Origin of the sequence: Tissierella pigra, from assembly GCF_018917845.1 — a bacterium.
Taxonomy (GTDB): domain Bacteria; phylum Bacillota; class Clostridia; order Tissierellales; family Tissierellaceae; genus Tissierella; species Tissierella pigra.
Window position 1 is genome coordinate 1,044,984 of sequence record NZ_JAHLPJ010000001.1, and the last position, 22,549, is coordinate 1,067,532.

Annotated in this window: 19 protein-coding genes and 1 tRNA gene; 18 read left to right on the top strand and 2 right to left on the bottom strand. The window is 29.4% G+C overall.

Translation table 11 applies throughout. From position 1 onward, the window contains the following. Nucleotides 1–57 precede the first annotated feature (57 nt). The 5 genes from typA (at nucleotide 58) to KQI41_RS05195 (ending at nucleotide 5,606) form a co-directional block, all read left to right on the top strand. A complete protein-coding gene (gene typA / locus KQI41_RS05175; RefSeq protein ID WP_216584957.1) occupies nucleotides 58–1,884 on the top strand; it encodes a translational GTPase TypA in 1,827 nt (608 codons plus the stop codon). A 16-nt stretch (nucleotides 1,885–1,900) separates the two neighbouring features. Beyond that, entirely contained in the window at nucleotides 1,901–3,358 is a 1,458-nt protein-coding gene (gene cls / locus KQI41_RS05180) for a cardiolipin synthase (RefSeq protein ID WP_216584958.1), read from the top strand. Between the two features lie 43 nt (nucleotides 3,359–3,401). Next, nucleotides 3,402–4,328 carry a hypothetical protein gene (locus tag KQI41_RS05185; RefSeq protein ID WP_216584959.1) on the top strand — a complete coding sequence of 309 codons (927 nt, stop codon included), beginning with the start codon at nucleotides 3,402–3,404 and terminating at the stop codon, nucleotides 4,326–4,328. 20 nt (nucleotides 4,329–4,348) lie between these two features. Further along, nucleotides 4,349–5,191 (top strand): aminotransferase class IV, encoded by an 843-nt coding sequence (locus tag KQI41_RS05190; protein WP_154439873.1) that lies wholly within the window; start codon nucleotides 4,349–4,351, stop codon nucleotides 5,189–5,191. Between the two features lie 247 nt (nucleotides 5,192–5,438). After that, complete coding sequence (locus tag KQI41_RS05195) at nucleotides 5,439–5,606, top strand: aspartyl-phosphate phosphatase Spo0E family protein (RefSeq protein ID WP_154439872.1); 168 nt, start codon at nucleotides 5,439–5,441, stop codon at nucleotides 5,604–5,606. Nucleotides 5,607–5,636: 30 nt separating this feature from the next. On the opposite strand, the gene KQI41_RS05200 is transcribed toward KQI41_RS05195, so the two are convergent. Beyond that, on the bottom strand, nucleotides 5,637–6,410 hold the full coding sequence (locus tag KQI41_RS05200; RefSeq protein WP_154439871.1) for a ZIP family metal transporter: 774 nt from the start codon (nucleotides 6,408–6,410) through the stop codon (nucleotides 5,637–5,639). Nucleotides 6,411–6,693: 283 nt separating this feature from the next. On the opposite strand from KQI41_RS05200, the gene KQI41_RS05205 reads away from it, so the two are divergent. The 12 genes from KQI41_RS05205 (at nucleotide 6,694) to KQI41_RS05260 (ending at nucleotide 19,669) form a co-directional block, all read left to right on the top strand. After that, nucleotides 6,694–7,566, top strand: coding sequence for a DegV family protein (locus tag KQI41_RS05205; RefSeq protein WP_216584960.1), 873 nt, complete (start codon nucleotides 6,694–6,696; stop codon nucleotides 7,564–7,566). A 149-nt stretch (nucleotides 7,567–7,715) separates the two neighbouring features. Further along, nucleotides 7,716–8,654 (top strand): DDE-type integrase/transposase/recombinase, encoded by a 939-nt coding sequence (locus KQI41_RS05210; RefSeq protein WP_216584566.1) that lies wholly within the window; start codon nucleotides 7,716–7,718, stop codon nucleotides 8,652–8,654. Between the two features lie 222 nt (nucleotides 8,655–8,876). Next, nucleotides 8,877–8,949: transfer RNA gene (locus KQI41_RS05215), tRNA-Lys, on the top strand. Between the two features lie 453 nt (nucleotides 8,950–9,402). Continuing rightward, a complete protein-coding gene (locus KQI41_RS05220; protein WP_280634075.1) occupies nucleotides 9,403–10,938 on the top strand; it encodes an IS1182 family transposase in 1,536 nt (511 codons plus the stop codon). Nucleotides 10,939–11,622: 684 nt separating this feature from the next. Continuing rightward, complete coding sequence (locus tag KQI41_RS05225) at nucleotides 11,623–13,341, top strand: ABC transporter substrate-binding protein (protein ID WP_216584962.1); 1,719 nt, start codon at nucleotides 11,623–11,625, stop codon at nucleotides 13,339–13,341. 96 nt (nucleotides 13,342–13,437) lie between these two features. Then, nucleotides 13,438–14,403 (top strand): ABC transporter permease, encoded by a 966-nt coding sequence (locus KQI41_RS05230; RefSeq protein ID WP_154440022.1) that lies wholly within the window; start codon nucleotides 13,438–13,440, stop codon nucleotides 14,401–14,403. A gap of 12 nt (nucleotides 14,404–14,415) precedes the next feature. Next, the gene (gene opp4C, locus KQI41_RS05235; RefSeq protein WP_154440021.1) at nucleotides 14,416–15,327 is read left to right on the top strand and encodes an oligopeptide ABC transporter permease; all 912 of its coding nucleotides are present in this window, start codon (nucleotides 14,416–14,418) and stop codon (nucleotides 15,325–15,327) included. 15 nt (nucleotides 15,328–15,342) lie between these two features. Beyond that, the gene (locus KQI41_RS05240; protein WP_216584963.1) at nucleotides 15,343–16,326 is read left to right on the top strand and encodes an ABC transporter ATP-binding protein; all 984 of its coding nucleotides are present in this window, start codon (nucleotides 15,343–15,345) and stop codon (nucleotides 16,324–16,326) included. Then, nucleotides 16,327–17,313 (top strand): ABC transporter ATP-binding protein, encoded by a 987-nt coding sequence (locus tag KQI41_RS05245; RefSeq protein ID WP_154440019.1) that lies wholly within the window; start codon nucleotides 16,327–16,329, stop codon nucleotides 17,311–17,313. It begins immediately after the preceding gene. Between the two features lie 33 nt (nucleotides 17,314–17,346). Then, nucleotides 17,347–17,538, top strand: a complete 192-nt coding sequence (locus KQI41_RS05250; RefSeq protein ID WP_216584964.1) for a hypothetical protein — start codon at nucleotides 17,347–17,349, stop codon at nucleotides 17,536–17,538. Between the two features lie 138 nt (nucleotides 17,539–17,676). Then, nucleotides 17,677–18,402 carry an HAD family hydrolase gene (locus tag KQI41_RS05255; protein ID WP_216584965.1) on the top strand — a complete coding sequence of 242 codons (726 nt, stop codon included), beginning with the start codon at nucleotides 17,677–17,679 and terminating at the stop codon, nucleotides 18,400–18,402. Nucleotides 18,403–18,595: 193 nt separating this feature from the next. After that, a complete protein-coding gene (locus KQI41_RS05260; protein ID WP_216584966.1) occupies nucleotides 18,596–19,669 on the top strand; it encodes a GerMN domain-containing protein in 1,074 nt (357 codons plus the stop codon). A 259-nt stretch (nucleotides 19,670–19,928) separates the two neighbouring features. Here the strand turns inward: KQI41_RS05260 and KQI41_RS05265 are convergent, their stop codons facing one another. Continuing rightward, nucleotides 19,929–21,791 (bottom strand): ATP-dependent helicase, encoded by a 1,863-nt coding sequence (locus tag KQI41_RS05265; protein WP_216584967.1) that lies wholly within the window; start codon nucleotides 21,789–21,791, stop codon nucleotides 19,929–19,931. A 146-nt stretch (nucleotides 21,792–21,937) separates the two neighbouring features. Between KQI41_RS05265 and KQI41_RS05270 the strand changes: the two genes are divergently transcribed. Further along, nucleotides 21,938–22,495: a phosphatase PAP2 family protein gene (locus tag KQI41_RS05270; RefSeq protein WP_216584968.1), complete on the top strand. Its 558-nt coding sequence runs from the start codon at nucleotides 21,938–21,940 to the stop codon at nucleotides 22,493–22,495. Nucleotides 22,496–22,549 lie beyond the last annotated feature (54 nt).

Below are 22,549 nucleotides of genomic sequence, written 5' to 3' on the forward strand. Positions count from 1 at the left end.
AAAATGAATTCTGTTAAAGCTATAGATAAGAATTTTAAATATGAAAGGACTTGTTGTATGAAGATCAAAAGAAACGATATAAGAAATATTGCTATAATTGCCCATGTAGACCATGGAAAGACAACTTTAGTTGATAGTTTATTAAAGCAATCAGGAGTTTTTAGGGCAAATCAAGTAGTAGAAGATAGAGTAATGGACTCTAATGATATAGAAAAAGAAAGAGGTATAACAATACTTGCAAAGAATACTGCAATAAATTACAAAGATGTTAAAATAAATATAATAGATACTCCAGGGCATGCGGATTTTGGTGGAGAAGTGGAACGTGTTTTAAAGATGGTAAGTGGGGTAATCTTAGTGGTAGATGCTTTTGAAGGACCAATGCCTCAAACTAAATTTGTTTTGAAAAAGGCATTTGAACTAGATTTACCAGTAATAGTATGTATCAATAAAATTGATAGACCAGAAGCAAGACCAAATGAAGTAATAGATGAAGTTTTAGATTTATTTATAGAACTAGGTGCAAATGAAAGTAATTTAGATTGTCCATTTTTATTTGCCTCTGCTAAAAAAGGTATAGCTACTTTATCCTTAGAAGATGAAGGAGAAAATATGGATCCATTATTTGAAACTATAATCGAAAATATACCTGCCCCAGAGGGTGATATAGACGAGCCTTTACAGGTTTTGGTATCTACAATAGACTACAATGATTATATAGGAAGAATAGGAATAGGGAAAATTGAAAGAGGAAAAATAGCTGCTAATGATGAAGTGTTAATAGTAAATATTGAAAGTCCACATAAGCAGCAAAAAGTTAAAATATCTAAAGTATATGAATTTGAAGGATTAAACAGGGTAGAAGTAGAATCGGCATCAGTAGGAAGTATCATTGCCGTAACTGGAGTAGAAGATATTCATATAGGAGACACATTATGTGATATTGATAAATCTGAAGCCTTACCTTTTGTAAAGATTTCAGAACCAACTATTGCCATGACTTTTTCAGTAAACAATAGTCCTTTTGCAGGAAGAGAAGGAAAGTTTGTAACCTCTAGACAAATAAGGAACAGGTTGTTTAAAGAACTACAAACAGATGTAAGCCTTAGAGTAGAAGAAACTGAATCTACAGATGCCTTTAAAATATCAGGCAGGGGAGAGCTTCATTTATCAGTTTTAATTGAGAATATGAGAAGAGAAGGATATGAGTTTCAAGTATCTAAACCAGAAGTTTTATTTAAAGAAGAAAATGGTAAGAAAATGGAACCAATGGAGAAGGTAACAATAGATTTATCTAATGATTTTATTGGAGCAGTTATAGAAAAATTGGGACAAAGAAAAGGTGAGCTAATTAGTATGACTGAATCCAACGGCGGATATGCTAGACTGGAATTTTTAATACCAGCTAGAGGTTTAATAGGCTATAGGCAAGAATTTATGACAGACACAAAGGGTAATGGAATACTTAACTCCGTGTTTGAAGGATATGCAGCTTATAAAGGAGAAATTCCAAGAAGAAAAGTAGGCTCTCTTATTTCATTTGAAACTGGTGAATCTACAGCCTATGGACTTCACTCAGCGCAGGAAAGAGGAATATTATTTATAGGTGCTGGTATACCAGTATACACTGGTATGATAGTAGGTTCTAACCCTAAAGGATTAGATATAGATGTAAATGTATGTAGAAAAAAACAACAATCAAACGTTAGGGCCTCTGGTTCAGATGAATCATTAAGACTTTCACCACCAAGGGATATGTCTTTAGAAGAGGCTTTAGAATTTATCGAAGATGATGAATTAATAGAAATAACGCCTATTAGCTTTAGAATAAGAAAAAAAATATTAGATAGCAGCAAGAGATATAAAGCAAAGAAAAATAATTAATTTCTAGGGGGGAAATATGGAATTTCTGTTTACATCTTATGGATGGATATTTAGAAATATATTATGGTTAAATATTTTATTTGCTATTTTACTTGTATTCTTTGAAAGAAGAAATCCTACTTCTACTTGGCTTTGGGTAATGGTTTTAACATTTTTACCAGGAATAGGTTTTATTTTGTATCTATTTATTGGTCAAGATCTAAGCAAGAAAAGATTATTTAAAATAAAAGAGGAAGAAGATTATTGTTTTAAAAATTTGGCATTGAGCCAAGAGGAACAAATGATAAATGATGAATATAAGTATAGGGACCCAAATTATACCAGATATGAAGATTTGATAAAAATGCACTTAATTAGTTCAGACTCGTTTTTTACCCAAGATAATAATGTAGCCATATATTTTGATGGAAATGAAAAATTTGAAGCATTATTGGAATCCATAAAAAGTGCAAAACAATATATTCATTTACAATATTATATATTTAAATCAGATAATCTAGGAATTAAAGTAATAGATGCCTTATGTGAAAAAGCTAAGGAAGGAATAGAGGTAAAACTTTTAATTGATGGAATGGGAGGCAGAAATTTTTCAAAAAAATATATCCATAAATTAAAAATGGCTGGTGGAGAAGTTGGAGTATTTTTCCCACCATTTGTTCCTTTAATAAGTCTTAGAATCAATTATCGTAATCATAGGAAGATATGTATAATAGATGGAAAAGAAGCTTTTATAGGTGGTTTTAATATAGGTGATGAATATATTGGTTTGTCTAAAAGATTTGGATTTTGGAGAGATACTCATTTAAAAATAAAGGGTTCTGCTATATCATCTTTACAGTGGAGATTTTTTCTTGATTGGAGATTTGCTACAGGTAAAGAAATAACTAGATGTCAAACATATCTTGCAGCAGAAGATGATTGGGGAAATACTGGAATTCAAATAGTTTCTTCAGGACCAGATTCAAAATGGCCCAGCATTAAAGATGGGTATCTTAAGATGATTTCTAATGCAAAAGAAAAGATATATATAGAGACTCCCTATTTTATACCAGATGACAGTATATTTGAAGCCTTAAAATTAGCAGGATTATCTGGATTAGATGTAAGGGTTATGATACCTTGTAAACCAGACCATCCATTTGTCTATTGGGCTAGTATGAGTTATATTGGGGAATTACTTCAAGCAGGAGTAAGATTCTATACTTATGAAAGAGGTTTTCTTCATTCAAAAGTGGTTTTAATGGATGATTTCATTTCCTCAGTAGGAACAGCAAACTTAGATATTCGTAGTTTTAAATTGAATTTTGAAGTTAACGCATTTTTATATGATGAATCTATAAATTTAAAATTAACAGATAAATTTATAGATGATTTACAGTATTGTAAGGAAATAACTTTAAATGAATATAGAAATAGGAGCAATATAGTAAAAATTAAAGAATCTTTTTCTAGATTATTATCTCCTATTCTTTGATAAAATAATTACCTCTGGAAATAATAATCTAGAGGTGATTATTTTGAAAAGAGTTAAATTATCTATATTATTCATAGCAATATTGTTTACGTTAAGTGGATGCAAAATAACTAAAAATCAAAGTGCAAAATTTGAAAAGAAAGATAAAGCACCAAACTATCTAAGAGATATAAGTGGAGAACTTCAAGATACACTCAAAAATATAGAAAAAATTGAGAAAATCTTAGATGGTACTTATGTCGAGGAAAAGCCTAAGGAGAATAATCATAAACATCAAGAATCTACAGGAGAAAAAGGTAAAGAACAAGGGCAAAATCAAAATTCTAGTAATGAAAAATCAGGCGGCCAACAAGGGCAAGGGAATAGTGAAGGTGGAAGTAGTAAGGAAGATGTGAATAAAGAAAGTACAAAAAATAAAGAGCAGGAAAAAAAAGAAAAAGATAAAGAAGAACTTTTAAAAAACTGGCAGGAAATAGATAAGAAGATAGAAGATATACACAAGAATTGGAATGATTACGAACCAGAAGGAATAAAAAAAGGAGCTACTACAGAAAAGACTGATAGTTTTAGATCTAGTTTAAATTTATTAACAAAAAGTGTTGAAGAAAGAAATATAAGAAAAGTTTATAACTATGGCAGTCAAACTATGTTAAACCTTGTACCTATTATGAGTTTATATAGAGATGAGGTGGGAGGAGAAATAAATAAAATTAAATATGCTGTATATCAAGCATATATAAATTCGTTAGAAGGAAAAAATGCTAAAGCTTCTGATTTATTAAAAAGTGTAGAAGAAGATCTAGATAAAATGAGATTGAAATTTGAAAAAGATGATGATAAAGTAAAGATATTAGAGAAAATCAACTTATCTATAGAAGATATGCGAAAGTCATTATCACAAAAAAGCGTAAAGCTAATTAGAATTAAGAAGGATATAATTATAAACAATTTGGAGGAAATAGAAAAGTAATATATAAAAGGGGGATAAAAATGAAGAAAGAAGCAATTAAAGATTATGTAATTTTAAACGGAAAGATTATAAAAACAGAAGAAATCGAAATTTTTGAGAAAGTAGAAAAGCCACCTATATACGAAGTTATAAGAACTATAGATGGAGTTCCTCTTTTTTTAGAAGATCATTTAGAAAGAATGTTTGAATCAGCCAATATAATTGGATATAGAATAGATAAAGATATTTACGAAATAAAAAATGATATTAAAAAACTCATTTTAAAAAATAATATAGATAAATTAAATATAAAACTTTTATCTACTGATATTGAAGGAATAGGAAAAGTATTTTTAGTTTACAATATAGAAAGCTTTTATCCTCCAGAAGAATATTATAAAGATGGAATACATACTACAATATTTCATCATGAACGTAACAATCCCAATGCAAAAGTATTATTTACATCCTTTAAAGAAAATGTGACAAAGAAATTAGAAGAAAACAAGGCATTTGAAGCATTACTTGTAAATAAATCAGGTTATATACCTGAAGGAAGCCGTTCCAATATTTTCTTTGTAAAAGGTGATAAAGTTTATACAGCAAAAGGCACAGATGTACTAATAGGCATTACGAGAAAACATATATTTAATATATGTAATAAGCTAAATATAAAAATAGTGGAAGAAAGTATTCATATAGATGATATAAGAAAAATAGATGGAGCATTTATGTCAGGAACATCTGTAAATGTATTGCCTATATCAAGTATTGATGATATAAAAATAGATTCTATTAACAATAAAATTATAAGAGAGATAAAGAATACCTATGTAACTGAAATGAATAATTATATATCGAACAATAAAAAACAATGGAAATAGTTATTCCCATTGTTTTTATTGTTAAAAGTATATTATAAAATTGTAAAAAGGATTTTTTAAGACTCTAATTATTATATTATTTATATAAATAATATAAAAGATGTGTTTAATATAAATTAAACTGGATATAATACAATAAAGTATTAATTGGATGAACCTTTAATGAATATCTAGAATTGCAAAGATAAAATCTACGTTCCAAATTTTATTTTAGTAATATTTTTGATAATAGAAAGGTTGTGAAGCCATGGGTGAAAATGTAAGATTAAAGGAAGTAAGAAATGAAATTGAACAAAAAAGAAAAGAGTTAAATGAGATTATTGTAGAAGGTATAGATAAAGAAAAGATTGTAACTTTCAGCCAAGAGTTGGATGTACTTATAAATAAATATTATTTCTTGAAAGTAGAGGAGTGACAAAAAATAGCAGATTAATCTGCTATTTTTTTATCCCAAAGTAACATCTAGTATCATCATAATAACAAAACCAATTATGACACCATAAGTAGCCTCACGTTCATATCCATTATTGTGAGTTTCAGGGATTATTTCATCTGATATAACGAATAACATTGCACCGGCTGCAAAGGCTAAAATAAATGGCAATATAGGCTTAAAAACCGACACAAGTCCAATACCTAGTATACCACCTATTGGCTCTACTAGTCCTGTTAATAGTGCTACTAAAAAAGCTTTTTTAACATCGTATTTTTCTCTAACTAAAGCCAAGGCTACAGCTAGACCTTCAGGAATGTTTTGAAGTCCTATACCTAGGGCAATTGATAAGCCGTTTCTTATATTATCATCACCAAAACCAACGCCTACAGCCAAACCTTCAGGAAAATTATGAAGGGTTATTGCAATGATAAATAACCATATCTTTTTTAGAGATGTACTAGCTCCTTCAGTTCTTTTATCTAAAAGATGAACATGGGGTGAATATTTGTCTGTTAAATCGAGAAATATAGCACCTACTAATATTCCTAATGCAGTTATAAAAGCACCTTTAACAGTACCACCTGAATATTCTAAGCTAGGCACTATGAGGGAAAACGAAGTAGCTGCTAACATTACACCAGCAGCAAAACCTAGTAAGGTATCTAACATTTTTTCAGAGATATTTTTTGTGAAAAATATAGGAATAGCCCCTATACCTGTAAATAGACCGGCTATGGTACTGGCTAATATACCTAATAAAAAAGTATTTTCTAGTAAAGTCATAAATATCCCTCCTTTATATTAAGTATAAGAAGGTAAAGTTAGTAAGTCAATACTTAAACTAAAAAAGGAATACCTATTAAACAAATAATCATTAAAATTAATATTGCAATTATCCAAAATAAAGTTTTTTTCTTAATAAAGAATAATTTCATGAAATTCAGCTCCTTAAAATAATAGTAATATAATCTATTTAAAAAATAAAAAATATATTCCATTATTTTCATTTTATTGTTAATTCTATTTAAATAATGTTGTATAATATTATAGAGGGAGGGATATAAAAGTGGGAATAAAAATATTAAGTGATAGTGCTTGTGATTTACCAAAAGAATTAATACAAGAATATAGTATAGATATTTTACCTATTGTTGTGATTAAAGATGATAAGGAATATTTAGATAATATTACAATAGAATCTAAGAAAGTATATGATGATATGAGGAATGGTGAAGTATATAAAACAGCACAGATACCACCTAGTGTATTTCAAGAAAGGTTTACAGAATATGCTCAAAATGGGGACAATGTTATATATATAGCTTTCTCATCAGGATTATCTGGAACTTACCAAACATCTTTATTTGTAAGAGATGAAATTTTAGAAAAATATCCAAAGTTTCAATTGGATATAATAGACTCTAAATCAGCTACTGTTGGTTTTGGATTGATTGTACTTGAGGCAGCAAAAATGGCGAAAGAAGGAAGAACAAAAGAAGAAATCATAAAGGCAATAGAATTTTATGTAGAAAATATTGAACATATATTTACTGTAGATGATATTGAATATTTATTTAGAGGAGGGAGGGTATCCAGAACTCAAGCTTTTTTTGGAGGATTATTAAATATTAAACCAGTTCTTCATGTAGATGATGGTAAATTAGTTCCATTAGAAAAAGTAAGAGGGAAAAACAAAGTATTTAAAACTATGTTGGATATTATGGAAAAGAGAACCTCTGAAGTTGAATTAAAAGATCAAATTGTTGGAATTAGTCATGGTGATAATATAGAAGGAGCTATGAAATTAAAAGAACTAATTTCCGAAAAGTTTGGAGTTGAAACTTTTATTATAAATACCATAGGTGCTTCAATAGGTGCTCACTCTGGTCCAGGAACATTAGCAATATTTTTTCTTAGAGAAAGATATAAAGACAATTAAAGAAATAGAAAGCTAAATAAATTTTTATTTAGCTTTTTTTATACTTGATATGAGACAATACATTTGTGACAAGTAAATATGAAAAAAGGAAAGACCTCTGATATAATGTTGTTTACCATAACAAACAAAAATCGGAGGGATCTTTCCTTATGAAAACAATTATAACAGAAGAGATGAGATTTCGTCAAAGGGTAGTTAAATATGCAATTAAACATGATAATAATGCTAAGGCAGCTAGAAAATACCATACCAGCCGTCAGCAAGTTCAACGCTGGAGAAAAAGATATGATGGTGATGTAAAATCCTTGGCCAATAGAAGTACAAGACCAAAGTCACATCCTAATCAACATACTCAAGAAGAGTTAGATTTAATAAGATATAAGCATCGATACCATCAGCATGAAGGTTATGCACAGATATATCGTAAGTTAAGAGATGCAGGGTATAAAAGAACCTATGATTCTATGTGTAGACAGATAAGAAAAATGAAATTAAATGTAGCAAAGAAAAGAGTGAGCTATCCTAAATCTAACTATCATAAAAACCTTGCTACTTATCCAGGGGAAAGAGTACAAATAGATGTAAAGTATGTTCCAAATGAATGTATTGGCTTTGCAAGTAATCATAGCAGATACTACCAAATAACAGCTATTGATGAATATTCAAGAAAGAGATATTTAGAATTAGTTAATGAACTTAGCACATATAGTACATCTAACTTTTTAACACGATTAGAAGATAAATTAGGATTTAAAGTTGAATTGGTTCAAACTGATAATGGAATCGAATTTGTTAATGATCAAGATATTACAAATAAGAAAACTAGATTTGAAAAGTATTTAGAAAAGCTAGATATAAAACACAAACGTATTCGTCCATATTCACCATGGCAAAATGGTATAGTAGAGCGTAGTCATAGGATAGATAATGAATTATTCTACAGCAGAAGACGGTTTAGTAGCTATAAAGAAATGGAGAAGTCATTTAGAAGATATAGTAACAAATACAATAACATAGCAAGGAAAATTCTTAACTTTAAGACGCCAAATGAAATAGTTGAGGAGTACTTCTCTAAAAATGCTGCTTAAGATGGTATTACTAATAATTATTTAATCAAGGATCGCTATCGCTTTCCTCCTTGACAAAATAATTACTAGCAATTTAAGAAAACCACAGCATTATTCAGAGAAAATTTTTCAGAGGTCTGTGTCACATATGTTTGACTTCTCTAGAATTTTTATTTAGCTTTTTTTATACTACTATAGACAAATATAAACTATAGTAGTATAATGATAATGTTAATTAGATTTGCACCTTTAGCTCAGATGGTAGAGCAACTGACTCTTAATCAGTGGGCCCAGGGTTCGAGTCCCTGAAGGTGCATTATATAAAAAAAGAGTTATTTCATAACTGATTTATCAGTTATGAAATAACTCTTTTTTTATATCAAAGTTGAGAACTAAGTTATATAAATTTATATAAATATTAAATATATTTTTTCTAGATTAATTTAGGGTGTATGAAATAAAGATTAGATTTTTCTAAACTTTTTTTATTTATATTATTTTGCTTTCTAAATTGCTTCTTTATATCTAACAAAATCTAATTTATCTGCCTTTATTTTACTACTTAGTTTTCTTATACTTATTGAAACACTTAATAACTTTACTTCTGAAACCACTTTTTCCATCTAAAAAAGGGGCTGTTTCAAAATAAATAACCCTTAATAAAAGAAAAAGAGTTCAGAAAGCGATTGCTCTCTGAACTCTTTTTTAGTATGATTTATCTGCTATGAATATACATACTAAAGTTAATCATAAAGCAAAAATCAAAAAAATGCAACTAACTTTTAGTTTTGATTTGACTAATAATTTTGATATGGATGATGAGGTTTTCCTGGTGCACAATATTATTGAGGGGATGAATTTAAAGTTTTTAGATAGTGCCTACTCTAATAAAGGTAGAAAGCCAGTTGTAGAATCAAAGACCATGTTGAAAATTCTAGTTTTTGCATACATAAATAGAAAATATTCAGCTAGAGATGTTGAAGATGCCTGTAAGTATGATCTTAGATTCAGATGGCTTTTAGATAATGGAAAACCCCCTGATCATGTAGCCATCAATAGATTTAGGAATAAGATATATTCCTTCATGGATGAAATATTACATCAACTAGTAAATCTGCTAGTAGAACAAGGAGAAATAGATTTAAAAAGTATATACATAGACGGAACGAAAATTGAAGCAAATGCTAATAAATACACATTTGTGTGGAAAAAATCTATACTTAAATATCAAGAGAAACTAATGCAGAAAATACTAGAATACTTCGGAATTAATAAAAATTTATCTAGTGAAGATTGTAAAAAGCTTGTTTTACTTGAGTTCAATAACATAAGAAACATTTGCAAATCAAAAAATATAGTATTTGCTTATGGTAAAGGGAAGCGAAAATTAGAAGAACAAAAGAAATATGAAATGTTGGAAGAGTGGCTTGATAAGCTAAATATATATGAAAAACATTTAAATATACTTGGTGAAAGAAATAGCTATTCAAAAACAGATAAAGATGCAACTTTCATGAGATTAAAAGATGATCATATGAAAAATGGTCCTTTAAAACTTGCTTACAATATTCAATGTGCAACGAATGGTGGGTATATTGTAGACATAGAGGGATTTAGTAATCCTACAGATGTTAGAACCTTAACTCCTTTTATGGATAAACTTTTAAAAAAATATGATACAAAAATAAATAGAATTGTAGCAGACTCAGGCTATGAAAGTGAAGAAAATTATCTTTACCTAAGAGAAAAGAAAATAAACCCATTCATAAAACCCTTAAATTATGAAGTGAAAAAGACAAGAAAATATAGAAATGACATATCAAGAAAAGAGAATATGACTTACTGTAAAGCAGAAGAACATTATCTTTGTCATAATAATAAAAAGCTTAAATTTGAAAAGATAATATATAGAAAAAATAAATATGGATTTAAAAGTGAGTCTAAGGTTTATCTATGCAATGACTGTCTAAATTGTACATATTCTAGTGATTGCATAGATATGAAAAACAAGACTGGATTGAAACGCATATATGTTTCTGAAAGATTTGAAGAATTAAGAAAAGAGTCAGAAAAAAATATAATAACAGAAGAAGGAATTACAGAAAGGCTTAATCGTTCAATTCAGGCAGAAGGAGTATTTTCATATATAAAATCAAGAATGCAATATTTAAGATTTAAACATAGAGGTATGGAAAAAGTTGTTTCAGAAATAAAGCTACTAAGTGTTGCAATAAATATAAGAAAACTAAGTAGTAAAATAAAGGCAGACAAATTAGGTTTTGTTAGATATAAAGAAATAATTTAGGAAGGAAAAATAATATAAATAAAAAAGTTTAGAAAGATCTAAGCTTTATTTCTTGTACCATAAATTAATCTAGAGAGAGTATATTTTATATTTATAGAGATTTATATAACTTAGTTATCAACTTTGATATAGGGAAAGAGGAGTTTCATAACTGATTTATCAGTTATGAAACATCCCCTTTTTTATCTAGTTTAAATATTCCAAAAAAGGAATATAAATAGGAAAATATTAATACCCTTAAATTAACCATTTTGAAACAATCTTTTTTAATTTTTGATTCAATTATTTACTATATTCTATATTTTAAATTTTAAATTTATAAAGAATTGCTTGACTATTCCGTGAAAGAATATATACTATATATTAATACAAATTAAAAAATTCTATTGAACTTGTATTAATAAATTTCATTGTAAAGCATATTATTTATTAAGCTTATATTTTGAAAAAACATTTAGTAAGTATATAAATTTCAAGTATATAAAGAGTATATAGAATATAGATTCTAAACAAAAAAGTTAGATTTTAAAAAACTATTGAAATTATCTGTAAAATGTATTAAAATATAAATAATTATTTTAATGATTACATTTCAAAGTATTACGCTACGTTGTTTTTGAAAAGTAATATGGGAAACCATATTAGCTTTTTAAAATATAATAATTACAAGGGGGAATGAAAACAATGATGAAAAAAAGTATTATTTTTCTATTAGTTTTGACTTTAGTACTATCAGCATTCCTAGCTGGTTGTAAACCTAAAGATACAGCAGTGGATACTCCACCTGATGTAGCTGATGATAGTAACAAAGATGAACCAAAGGAAGTTTATCCAGGTTCTGAAAGAGGAAATGTGTTAACAGTTGGTGGAACAAGTCCAGACGGAATATTTAACCCAATTACATACTCAGCTACTTATGACTATTATATGATTGAGTTAATGTTCAATTCACTACTAAACGTTGAAAAAAATGGTGCACTTACAACTGAAGGTGCATTGGTTAAAGATTATACTGTATCAGATGATGGATTAAAATATACTTTTAATCTAAGAGAAGGGATAAAATGGCATGATGGCGTTGAAGTTACAGCTGATGACGTTGTATTTACTTTCAATGCTATATTTGCACCAGATTACAAAGGTAGAGGATATACTCTAGTAATGCAAGACATCGTTGGTGCTAAAGATGTTAAAGCAGGTAATGCTGAAACAGCTGAAGGTGTTAAAGCATTAGATAAATATACAGTAGAAATTACTGTAGAACAAGCTAAAGCTACTACCCTTAGAGGTTTGGCTATAATGCCAATACCAAAGCACTACTACGGTGATAAGACTGCAGATGAAATGGCAGCTCTAAATCGTGACCCTATAGGAAACGGAGCTTTCAAACTTAAAAAATATGAAGCTGAGCAATATGTAGAGTTAGAGGCAAACCCAGATTACTGGCAAGGCGCTCCAAAGCTTGACGGTATAATTTGGAAAGTTATAGCTAATGTTGACGAATTATCAGAATTTGAAATAGGTGCAATTGATGCTGTTAACTTCGAAGGTTCTATAGAAAACTATGAAACAATCGAAGGTGATGCTTACAAACATGGTACATTAATTAACAATATGAACAATGGTTACGCATATGCTGGATTTAACTTTACTAATCCAATATTCCAAGATAAAAACGTTAGACAAGCACTAGCATATGGTCTTGATAGAAAAGGATTTATTGAATCCTTCTTTGGTGATAAAGGTGGTTTCGTAGCTCATACACCTATTTCTCCAGTATCATGGGCTTATCCAGATGAAAGCCAACTTAATTTATATGAATATAATAAAGATAAAGCTATTGAATTACTTGAAGCATCAGGCTGGAAGCTTGGAGCAGACGGTATAAGAGAAAAAGATGGTAAGAAATTAGCATTTAAATGGCACTCATACCAAGAAGCTCTTTGGTCAACTAAGATAACTGCTTTAGCAGCTGAACAATGGAAACAAATTGGTGTTGATTGTGAAATCGTACTAATGGACTTCAACTCCTTATCAACATTGATTTCTGATCCAGGAAATAAAGACAAATATGATATGTGGAACATGGCTTGGGGATTAGGAGCAGACCCAGATATGTCAGGTGTATACTCTAAAACTTTATTCCCTCCAGGAAACAATAGAGGATACTTTGACAATGAAAAGATAGAGCAGTTAATGAAAGATGGAGTAGTTGAGTTTGATGAAACTAAGCGTAAAGAAATTTATCAAGAGTTAGCAAGAGAGTTTAATGAAGAACTTCCATACCTATATATTTATATAAGAATGAGTCCATGGTTAGTAAATAAGAGAGTTAAAAACTTTAACCCATCAGAATTTATTTACTGGTCAAGAGACGGTCATTTAATAGAAATAGCACAATAATATAAGTTTTCAAAGTCATAAAAATAACAAACTTAATATAGCCTAGCTCGACTAGGCTATATTAAGTTAAAACTATTTTGATAAGGAGGAATATAAATGGGTAGATTCATTACCAGACGTTTGTTACAGCAAATTCCCATACTTATAGGTGTAAGTATATTGGTATTCTCCATAATACAACTTGCACCAGGAGATCCACTTGCTAGTTACACTCAGGACCCTAATATGACTAAAGAGACACTAGAGGCTCTTAAAGAGGCTCATGGATTGAACAAGAGTCCCGTATTACAATATATAGATTATGTTAAAAATGCTTTACAAGGGAACTTTGGATTTTCATTTCAATTAAAACAACCTGTAGAAAAATTAATAGCTGAAAGATTATGGCCAACATTTTACATAGCTTTTGGTTCACTAATTATTAGTATTATTATTGCAATACCTATTGGTGTTATTTCGGCGACTAAACAATATTCAGTTTTTGATTATGCAGGTACAGTATTTGCTTTAGCAGGAATTTCAATACCAGCTTTCTTCTTAGCCCTATTACTTAAAAAATGGCTTGCTATAGATCTCAGACTATTTCCACTATCTGGAATAGAAACACCAGGGGCAATGTATACTGGGTTTGCTAGGATGATGGACTATTTAAGACATACATTTATACCATTGATTGTTCTTGGATTAACTGGAGCAGGTGGACTTATGAGATATACTCGTTCCAGTATGCTAGAAGTAGTTAGACAAGACTATATAAGAACTGCAAGAGCAAAAGGTTTAAAAGAAAGAGTTGTTATATATAAACATGCTTTAAGAAACGCTTTAATACCAGTTATTACTTTATTAGGATTTACTTTACCAACTCTATTTTCAGGAGCAGTAATTACTGAAATCATGTTTGCATTGCCAGGAATGGGTAAATTACAACATCAAGCAGTTATGCAAAGGGATTATCCAGTGTTGATGGGGACAAACTTATTCTTAGCTATATTTACTCTATTAGGGAACTTATTGGCAGATATTTCTTATGCCTTAGTAGACCCAAGAATTAGATTAGATTAGGGGTGAGATTTGATGATAAAAGAAAAAGGACAAATAAATGAAAATCAAGAAGAAAATCTAGCCACCAGCAGTAAAGTGGAGAGTCCCTGGACAATTGTAGGGAGACGTCTTAGAAAAAATAAACTTGCTATGATAGGTTTAGTTGTAATTACAATTTTATCTTTAGCAGCAATATTTGCACCTTTTATAACAGGTATTCCGAGAGATATTACTAATTTAGCCAATACAAATGCTCCTCCTAGTAGCGAGCATCTTTTAGGTACAGATTCACTGGGAAGAGATATGTTAACGAGGTTAGCCTATGGTGGTAGAATATCTTTAACTGTAGGATTTGTATCAACATCACTAAGAATATTAATAGGGGTTATACTTGGAGGTATAGCTGGATATTATGGTAAAGGCATAGACAATGTTATAATGAGAATAGCAGATATTTTCTCCTGTTTACCATTTTTACCTATAGCTATTACTTTCGTAGCAGTATTAGGACCAAGTATATACAATATAATGATTGTATTGGCGATTTTAGGATGGCCTGGAATTGCTAGGATTGTAAGGGCAGAGATATTATCTTTAAGGGAAAGAGAATTTATGGAAGCTGCCACAGCATTAGGAATTGGTGACTTTAAAAAAATTGTTTCTCACTTAATACCAAATACAATGGCTTCAATTATAGTATCAGCAACAACTGGTATAGCATCTGCTATACTTACTGAATCGGCTTTAAGTTTCTTAGGGTTAGGAGTTGCGCCTCCTACACCAACATGGGGAAATATGATGTATGATGCACAGAGTCAATATGTACTTAAGAATCGTTGGTGGCAATGGGTTCCACCTGGAATAATAATTTTCCTTGCAGTAATAAGCTTGAACTTACTAGGTGATGGACTAAGAGATGCTCTAGATCCAAGACTAAAACAATAAGCTAGGGGTGATTATATGAAATACTTATTAGAAGTGAAAAATTTACAGACTCATTTCTTTACAGAGGACGGAATAGTACCAGCTGTAGATGGAGTTGACTTTGAATTAGAACCTGGACAAACTCTAGGTATAGTAGGAGAATCTGGATGTGGTAAGTCTGTTACGTCCGTATCTATTTTACGATTAGTTCCAAATCCTCCTGGCAGAATTGTAGGTGGAGAAATATTATTTGAAGGCAAGGATTTAGTTAAGGCTACAGAATCGGAAATGCAGAGTATAAGAGGAAATGATATAGCAATGATTTTCCAAGAGCCTATGACTTCATTAAATCCTGTTTTCACCATAGGAAAACAAATTTCTGAGGCAATAATGCTTCATCAAAAATTGGACAAAAAGGCAGCAAAGGAAAGATGTGTCCAAATGTTAAAATTAGTAGGTATACCTAGAGCAGAACAAGCAGTAGACGAATATCCTCACCAATTTTCTGGGGGTATGAGGCAACGTGCTATGATTGCCATGGCACTATCTTGTAATCCAAAGCTATTAATAGCTGACGAACCTACTACAGCTTTAGATGTAACTATTCAAGCACAAATCATTGAACTTATGAAAGATTTAAAGGAAAAACTAAATACAGCTATAATGCTTATTACTCATGACCTTGGAGTTGTAGCAGAAATGTCAGATCATGTTATAGTAATGTATGCAGGTAGAGTTGTTGAAGAGGCAGATGTAATAGATTTATTTAAAGACCCAAAACATCCTTATACCATAGGTCTTATGAAATCAAAACCCAGCTTAGATGGTAATGCAAAGAGATTAGATGTTATTCCTGGAGCAGTACCTAATCCATTGGCAATGCCTAAAGGATGTGCTTTCCACCCAAGATGCTCACATGCAATGGATATCTGTAAGGAGAAAATGCCAGAGTTAAATAAATTTGGCGACAACCGAAAGATACGTTGCTGGCTGCATGAAAAAGAGGGAGGGGAGAAATAGATGGCAGAAAAACTTATAGAAACTAATGACTTGTTAGAAGTTAAAAATCTGAAGAAATACTTCCCTATAAAAGGTGGATTTTTAAAGAAAACCATAGGACATGTTAAAGCTGTAGAAGATGTTTCATTCACCATTAAAAAAGGGGAAACCTTGGGTATAGTTGGAGAGTCAGGCTGTGGTAAATCAACTACAGGACGTACTTTACTTAGATTATTAGAAAAAACTGATGGTGAAGTATATTATGATGGTCGTGAAATATATGGATTACCAAAAGATGAAATGATAAAATTACGTACTAAAATGCAAATAGTATTCCAAGACCCATACAGTTCATTAAATCCACGTAAAACAGTATCACAAATATGTGGTGAGGCTTTAGTGGAGCATGGTCTTGCGAAGAAAGGTAAAGAAGTTAATGAAATAGTAAGTGATGTTATACAAAAATGTGGATTAGCACCATATCATATAAGAAGGTATCCACATGAGTTTAGTGGAGGACAAAGACAAAGAATAGGTATTGCTCGTGCGTTAGCTTTAAATCCAGAATTTATAGTATGTGATGAACCAGTATCTGCTCTTGACGTTTCAATCCAATCACAGGTAATAAACTTACTTATGGATTTACAGGAGGAAATGGGTTTAACATATCTATTTATATCCCATGACTTATCTGTAGTAAAACATATTAGTGACCGTATAGGTGTAATGTACTTAGGTAGCTTAGTTGAGTTAGCGCCAAAGGATGACTTATATGCAGAGCCACTACATCCATATACACAGGCTCTTTTATCTGCTATACCAATTGCAGATCCAACATATAAGAAAAAAAGAATTATATTAAAGGGAGATATACCAAGTCCTGCAAATCCACCATTAGGATGTCGTTTCCATACAAGATGTCCTTATGCTATGGATAAATGTAAGACTGAAGTACCAGAGTTTAAGGAAGCTAAACCAGGACATTTTGTGGCTTGTCATTTGGTTTAATTTAAGATATAATAAGGTTATTGGAGGGATATTATGTTTACTGATCCATATAGCAATAGAACTGAAGCTCCAACAAACAAGAATACTGTAGACGATGTTGAGGTATCTTGGAAAGACATATTGGCTATGATTATTGCTGCATATCAAGTAATATTTCCCTTTGTAGCCATATTAGCTCTTTCTTTTGCAGTAATTGTTGTTATATTTAGATTATGGGTAATGTAACAAAAACGGTGATTTAATTAAATAATATAAAATCAAAAGAAAGAAATCGGTACTGATTAAGTGCCGATTTTTTTATGGAATGATTTAATGCTAATTGGGTATAACTTATATAATAATAAAAAAAGTAAGGATGATATTATGAAAAATATAGCTGCATTTTTTGATATTGATGGTACAATATTTAGAAATTCTTTGATGATTGAACATTTTAAGAAACTCAATAAATATGAAGTTATAGACCCTGCTATTTGGTATACAAAAGTAAAGAAAGTCTATGAAGAATGGGAAAAAAGATTTGGAGACTTTGAGCTTTATTTAGAAACATTGGCAGATGTATATATTCAAGAATTAAGAGGAGTAAATAAAACCTATATAGAATTTATAGCAAGTCAGGTAATCAATGTTAACGGTGATATGGTATATAAATATTCTAGAGATCAAATAGAATGGCATAAAGATCAAGGGCATAAGGTATTTTTTATTTCTGGAAGTCCCGATTTTTTAGTATCAAAGATGGCAGAAAAATACGGTGCTACTGAATATAAAGGAACAGTATATAAGGTAGATGAAGAAAATAAATTTACAGGTGAAATAATTAGAATGTGGGATTCAGAAAGTAAGCAAAAAGTCTTAAGGGACCTTATTGAAAAATATAATGTCGGGTTAGATAGAAGCTATGCCTATGGAGATACTACAGGAGATTTATCAATGCTTAGGATGGTAGGAAATCCAATAGCAATAAACCCAAATAAGCCTTTATTTCTTGCCATAAGAGAAGATAAAGAATTATCACAAAAAATATCCATAATAGTAGAGAGAAAAAATGTAATATACAAACTAAATCCAGATGTAGACATACTTTAATTTTAGGAGTTATTTATATTTTAAACAGTAGAATCATGTTTTTATTATGGTCAATGTTAGTTATCTACAGACTTAAAGAAATTTTGTAACTCTATCGTAACGACTTTTTTAATAAAATATATTATAATAAAAATAAAAGGGGATATAATCTATATGAATTAAGAATGAATAATTTAAATATAGGAGTGATAATATGAAAAGGACTTTTTATTTATTATTAGCATTAGTAATGACAATTTCTTTATTCGGATGTAAAAGGGTTATATCTAAAGAACAAAATAATGCAAATGTATCTAAAGAAGATGACAAATTAAATAAGGATATTTTAACAATAGAGGACTATTATCCTTTTAAAGAAAACCTTGTTATGAGCTATGAAGGCATAGGAAATGAATATGCAGAACAGCAGGTATTTGTAGAATTCATTGAGAATAAAAAAATGCAAATAAAAATTATGAATCCTGGAACAGTATTTGTAAAGGTTTTGGAATACAAAAATGGTGAACTAACAGAGGTATTTGGAGAAGGCGAATTTTATCATATTGAAAATATGTTAAATGCCAATACAAATAGCCAAAACATCATATTAAAAGAGCCCTTAGAACTTAATAACACTTGGAAAGATGATCAGGGTAATACAGTTAAGATTACTAGTCTAGATAAGCAAATGGAAACCCCTGCAGGAACCTATAATACTTTAGAAGTAACTACAGATTTTGGAGAAGGCAGAACTAATAAAGACTATTATGCAAAAGGTGTTGGATTGGTTGCAAGAATTTATATAGATGGAGAGATGGAAGTAAAAACCTTATTGGAAGAGGTAAATACTAAAAAACAAGAAATGGAAATATTAGCTTATTATCCAACATCTGATGATATTTCTACCGAATATGTTAAAGAAAATATAGAATTTGGTACAAATGATAATATTGAAAACATTTTAGAAAATATAATGAAAAATCCACCAAGTAATAAATTAATATCTCCAATTTCAAAAAATACTAATATAAATAAGATTCACTTAAATAGAGATGCTTGGACTTTAGAAGTAGATTTTTCTAAAGAATTGATAGAAGAAATGAATGTAGGTTCTTCTTTTGAAATGGAGATTTTAAAATCTGTAGTAAATACATTGGGTAAGTTTTATGATGTGGAAAAGGTATATATAACTGTTGAAGATAAGCCTTATGAATCAGGTCATTTTGGTATAAAAAAAGATGAAGCGTTTGAAGTTGAAACTTTAGATATAAAAGAATTAAATGAGTAAATAAAGATCCCTTTAAAAGGGATCTTTATTTATTAGTGACATTATCTATCATCGTTTTTGTTTTGTTCTCTGTTATCATTATTGTTTTGATTTTGTTCTTGGTTTCTATCTTGGTTTTTGTCTTGATTTCTTTTTGAATTGTTCTTATTTTTAGCCATTGTAAATTCCCTCCTTATATAAAATTTACTTTTTCATATATAGTATTACAAATAAATTAAATTTTACTCATAAATTTAGGAAAAAGTTTTAAATGGCTATATTAAGCTTTTTTGTTCTGTAATTCTAATAAAAATCGTGATGGAGAAACAGATTTATCTCCTATATTATGGGGGGTAATTAAAGATAGATGATGTTTTGCTCTGCTCATTCCCACATAGAACAATCTTCTCTCCTCTTCTATTAATTCATATTTTCCTTTTTCAGAAGCATCAACACTTGAAGAAGAAGGAAAATCACCGTCTATAAGATCTATCATATACACTCTGTCAAACTCTAAACCTTTGGCAGAATGAACTGTGGATAGTGTTACTGAATTTTTTGTATTAGGAGAACTTCTGCACAAATTGTCTAAATATCTTAGTCTATTTAATAACTCATTTAGATTTTCAGTATTATTTGCTATAAGTTTTAAATAGTATAATATAGTTTTTAAGGAATCATAAGTATATCCAAACCTCATGGAATTTTCCTTCAGATACCTTTCATACTCTAAATCATACTCTATGAATCTAATTGCTTCAGATGGACTTAGTTTGGAAAGCTTTTTAAAGTCTAATTTTAAATCCATAAGAGTTGATTTATAAAAATTTGATAGACCAGGAAAATCCATTATTCTATCAAATACTGAAAGGTTATAATTAAGAGTCTTAGCATAGTTAATTTGTTTTTTAGATATATATCCTCTCTTTTTATAATAAATATTTTCATATATATTCATATTACTTGTATCACCAGAAAATATAATAAAGTTTATTATATCTTGTATAAGCCAGTGGTTAAAAAACTTAACTTTAATATCACGCATATAAAATGGAATTTGATTTCTTTCAAAAAATTCTATAAGTCCTATGGAAGACAGATTATTCCTATATAAAATGCAGCATTTAGATAATTCTCTGTCTTTTAAATCATCTATTATATATTTATATTGTTGGCTAATAGAATTAACTTTTACTATATTAATAGGTTCAATAAATTTATTATAGGTTTTAATATTTTTATTATAACGTAATTTGTTTTTCTTAATAAATTCATTACATACTGATACAATGTTTTGGGAAGATCTATAATTATCCTCCATAAAAAATAATTTACCCTTAGGGTAAATATTATTGAAATTAAGCAAACCCTTTGGATATGCGCCTCTAAATCCATATATGGACTGGTCATCATCTGCTACTATAAATAAATTATCTTTAGGCTTTGATATTAACTTTATTATTTCCATTTGAACCTTTGAAGTATCTTGCCCTTCATCTACTTGTAAAAAGTCATATTTACTACGATAATTGTTTAATATATGTTTGTTTTCTGTAAGGATTTCTAAAGATAAAGTTAGCATATCATCGAAATCGATTAAGTTATTGTCTCTTTTATGTTTTTCATATGTATTGTATATGGTTTTTAAATTTTCAATATCAGTTTTATTGTTTTTTAAGAACTCATCTACTGTAATCATCATATTTTTAATATACCCTATGGCATTTAGTAAAGATTCTAATTTTTCTTCAGTAATATATTGGTGATTTATATCAAGATATATTTTTTTTATTAAATTAAATTTATTTAATTCTTCCTTTTCACCTTCAATTAAAGTATATTTAATTTTATTAATATAAGCATATTCTCTAATTAAGCTAAAACAAAAGCTATGAATCGTGGAAAATTCAATGGGAATAGAGGTATATCCAAAAAAACTATCAAATCTTGACTTCATATCCCTAGCAGATGCCTTACTAAAGGTTATGGATAAGATTCGTTTCGGATTTATTTTATGATTTAAAATTAAATTAGCAGTTCTATGGATTAGAACTGTAGTCTTACCTGCACCTGGTACGGCTAATACTAAAGCAGGACCTTCTAAATGTTTTACTGCATTTTGCTGTTCCATACTTAAATTCATCTCTACACCTACTTTTCTAATAATCATTTATATTCTAACATAAAAAATATATAAGTAGTATAATTATATAAGTCTATAAAATTATAAACATCTGGGTAATAATAATTTAATATAGTAAATTTAGTAAAGTTCACAGAGGTGAAGATATGAAAGATAAATTGAAAAAGTTTGATGATTTTCTTATAAATTTAATTAATATAAAAATGAGCCACAAATACTTAGATACTATAATGTCTAGAGCTACAAACCTAGGGGGAGTAATATTTTCTTCTCTTTTAGTAGTAGTTTTAATACTAATAGGAAGCAGTCATATAAAGCTTATGGGTTTTGAACTTTTAGGAGTTTTGGCTATTAGCCAAATTATAGTTCATACTTTAAAGATGCTTCTAAGTAGAGAAAGACCATATAATATTATAGAACATTTAAATACCTTTGGTATAGATTTAAAAGACTATTCCTTCCCATCAGGTCATACTACTGCAAGTTTTTCCATGGCGGTAACCATAGCTCTAAATATACCTAGATTATCCATATTAGTCTTTATCATTGCCATGGTGGTTGGAGTTTCTAGAATATATTTAGGAGTTCATTATCCTACAGATGTAGCGGCAGGTATGTTTGTTGGTTGTTTTACATCTATTCTAGTACATTTTTATTTATTAGAATTTGTATATAATATAGCAGAAGCTCTAGGGCTAAAATGATAGATTAAAAAACTATAAAAGTGGTATATATTTCATAGATTTATATTATCTAAG